The following is a 4,262-nucleotide window of genomic DNA, read 5'->3' on the forward strand; positions in this document are numbered from 1 at the left end:
AACGCTTGGCTGCCACAAGCCAGTTATCCCTGTGGTAACTTTTCTGACACCTCTAGCTTAAGATTTTTAATAAATAAAGGATCGATAGGCCACGCTTTCACGGTTTGTATTCTTACTGAAAATCAAAATCAATGCCACTTTTGCCCTTTTGCTCTACATGAGATTTCCGTTCTCATTGAGTAACACTTTGGACACCTGTGTTATTCTTTAACAGATGTGCCGCCCCAGCCAAACTCCCCACCAGACAATGTTTTTAAAATAAATTTGTACTACAGAGGTAAAAAAACAAAGTCTCCCACGTATCCAACACATTAACACTAGAATTCGATCAAAAAGATCTCTTTTTATTTAATTAAATAAGTAAAACAACGTCAAAAGTAGTGGTATTTCATTCCCAACAAGTTTCCCACCTATCCTATGCCTCATGCGTCATTTCACAAAGTCTGAATAAAGTCAAGCTCAACAGGGTCTTCTTTCCCCGCTGATTTTGCCAAGCCCGTTCCCTTGGCTGTAGTTTCGCTAGATTGTAAATAGGGACAGTGGGAATCTCATTAATCCATTCATGCGCGTCTCTAATTAGAAGACGAGGCATTTGGCTACCTTAAGAGAGTCATAGTTACTCCCGCTGTTTACTCGCGCTTGTTTGAATCTCTTCACTTTGACATTCTGGGCACTGAGCAGAAATCACATAGCGTCATTATCAACTGAGACAATCGCTATGCTTTGTTTTAATTAAACAGTCGGATTCCCCTTGTCCGTACCAGTTCTAAATTGCACATTATATGAAGCCAAAGTTGTCTTTATTTCTAAATCCTAATTCCATTTCCTTATTTAATTCACTTCCATTCACTAACCTCTGAAGTTGCCCCCAAAAACTATTAAATTTGCTGTATCTAATCTCTTTCCAAAATCATTCAATTTCCTGTACTTTAGAGCCAATCCTTTTCCCAAAGTTACGGATCTATTTTGCCGACTTCCCTTATTTTACGTTAATCTATTCACCAGAGGCTGTTCACCTTGGAGACCTGATGCGGTTATGAGTACGATCAGAAACGAAACTTACTTCCATCAAATTTTCACGGGTCATTGTAAAAGATTGGACACCCAAAAAGATTTGAATGCTTTACCGAAATTGTCACCTATTCTCGATGCAAGATCATTCCAAGGGTCTATATTTCGTCACAAAGAAAAGATAACTCTTCCCAAAATTTACACTGACGTCTTTGATTTCAAATGTGTTGCCACGAATTCGTTTTCTGGTAATGGAATGTTAACCATTTTCCCTTTCGACATGTGGTATCCTTTGTTAAGGGATACATTCACGAGGTTAATCTGTGTCTAAGGATCGACTAACTCATGATCAAATGCTGTTCTCATGAAACCTTTCTCCACTTCGGTCTTCAAGAATGTAACTTGAATATTTGCTACTACTACCAAGATCTGCACTGAAGAAAATTCCATCAAGGGTCACCCCTTTAACTTTTTCATTATCTTCACGTTCTCTTCCTACTCGTAAAATCTGACATAAATTTTACGGTCTAGTAAAAGTAATATGCTTGAGCGTCATCAATTTTCAGGGCTAGTTCATTCGGCAGGTGAGTTGTTACACACTCCTTAGCAGATATCGACTTCCATGACCACTGTCCTGCTGTCTAAATGAACCAACACCTTTTCTGGTTTCTAAATTAGCACATATTTTGACACTTTTACTAAACGATTGGTTCATCCCACATCGCCAGTTCTGCTTACCAAAAATGGCCCACAAAGCACTGTCCATTTTACGAAAAATTGTTCAATCAAGATTCAACAATTATTACTTGCCTATTTAAAGTTTGAGAATAAGTCTAGATCATTTCTACCCAGATACTTCTAATCATTCGCTTTACCTGACAAAACTGTTTATCAGTGCCCGCTATCCTAAGGGAAATTTCGGAGAAAACCAGCTACCAGATGGTTCGATTAGTCTTTCGCCCCTATACTCAAATCAGACGAACGATTTGCACGTCAGTATCGCTTCAAGCCTCCATCAGAGTTTCCTCTGACTTCACTTTGTTCAAGCATAGTTCACCATCTTTCGGGTCCCATCATAAATGTTCAAACTAAGGTTAATTCTAAAAAAAACCTGTCAATCCTGCACAAAAGAACCAAAAGGTTCTAAAGATCAAATTCGAATCACTTTCATTTCGCCATAGAGTTTTTCACTCCTTAACTCACACTTATGTTAGACTCCTTGGTCCGTGTTTCAAGACGGGTTGGATACGACCCTCATGTCAAATACAATACAACAATGTGTATTTATTAATTAACCCCCATTAGTTCCCAATACTGAAATCAGATATTAAGAATTTCATAAGAATCAACCAACAAAATTACACAGTTTCCCTTGTTGTTTTAACCTCACTCTGCAAACCATAATTTCAAACGAAATTATAACACATTAAAGTAATTCAAGATTACTCCAATACCACCATCTTTCTAATCTTTTTTGTGGTTTGCACAAATTATTTGACTTTCGATCAAACAATACATCCAACTCCATAACTCGAATCAAAGATTGAATCGTAAAAATTCAATTACTTCAATAAGAATCACTTCGTTAAATTGTGGCGCGATCAATTAACAGATTGCATCCACTTCTCCATTGACAATTTCAAGCACTTTTAACTCTTTTTTCAAAGTTCTTTTCACCTTTCGTTCACACTACTTGTTTGCTATCGGTCTTGTTCCAATATTTAGCTTTGGATGAAATCTATCACCCGTATTAGAGTTGCAATCTCAAACAACTCGACTCGAAGAATGACCAATGATGCTTTTTAAAGAATAAATACGGGAATCACACCCTCAAAGATGAGAGATTCGTGTTCTCTACTTAATCCTTCTATTACAACATTGAATGCCAATCCATACACTACAATTCGGAGAACAAGTCTCAGATTTTAAGTTTGAGCTTTACTCGCTTCCCTCGCTGGTACTAAGAGTATCGCGGTTGCTTTCTTTTCCTCTCCTTATTAATATGCTTAAATTCAGGAGGTAGTCTTGCTTGATTTGAGGTCTACTTTTTGGTGTAATGATTGAAGAAAGAATTAGAGATTTCTTTGTAATAAAATAACCGAAGCCATTTTACGTACAAATAGTCAGAAAAACAATCCTTAATCAAAAAAAGGGTTTAAAAGCTTATTTTGAAAAATCCTGTCCGATTGACAAATTGTGCTTTTAGTATTTTAAGTCAAGTTACAAAGTAACAGACCAATTTTAGATCATCAAAGATGATCAAATTATTAGATATCGACACTCAAACAAACACGCCTCTCAGTTTTTTAGACTGAGCAGCACAACATGCGTTCAAAATTTCAATGATTCACAGAACATTACAATTCACAAGACGTATCACAGTTCGTTGCGTTCTTCATCGATTAACAAGCCGAGGTATCCATTATCAATGGTTGTCTTTTAAAAAGGTTGTTTAAAACAACCTTTTTGTTTTTGTTTACGCGTTCTCGTCATGGGGAGATTTAGTAAAAAACACAAGGTTTTTACAATCTTTCGATGTCAAATTTGTAATTGGAAACAAGTTTCCAATAGGTAAAAATGTTTGGGTTGATTAGACACCAAACTAAACTGGACAAATAGCAATTAATGATCCTTCCGCTGGTTCACCAACGAAAACCTTGTTACGACTTCTCCTTCATCTAAACAATAAGATTCGAACAAATTTTCCACTTGCTCTATGATCCTTTCAGACTAAAACAGCAAGCAAATCCTGAGTCCTCATCGCAGCATTCAATCTGTAGAAGCGACGGGCGGTGTGTACAAAGGGCGGGGACGTAATCGGCACAGTTTGATGAACTGTACCTACTAGGAATTCCTCGTTCAAGTGCGATAATTACAAAGCACTATCCCAATCACGATACCTTTTTCAAAGTTTACCTTGTCTTTTCAAACTAGGAAAAATAACTTATTGAAGACATCAGTGTAACGCGCGTGCAGCCCGGAACATCGAAGGGCATCACAGACCTGTTTTTGCCTCAAACTTCCCTTTACTAAAATGCAAAGAGTCCCTCTAAGAAGTATCACCATTCCAATGTAAATGACCCTTGCGAGTCTGATTAAACGAACTATTTAGTAGGTTAAGGTCTCGTTCGTTTTCGGAATTAACCAGACAAATCAATCCACCAACTAAAAACGGCCATGCACCACCAATCACTAAATCAAGAAAGAGCTATCAGTCTGTCAATCCTTCTAGTGTCCGGACCCGGTAAGTT

The 4,262-nt window shown here is 37.4% G+C and carries 2 rRNA genes; both read right to left on the minus strand.

Going from position 1 to position 4,262, the window contains the following annotated elements:
• Nucleotides 1–3,457 (minus strand): 23S ribosomal RNA (locus ACZIYX_RS23670); the annotation flags it as partial.
• Between the two features lie 172 nt (nt 3,458–3,629).
• Nucleotides 3,630–4,262, minus strand: a 16S ribosomal RNA gene (locus ACZIYX_RS23675); the annotation flags it as partial.

The organism is Aquimarina sp., assembly GCF_977115655.1.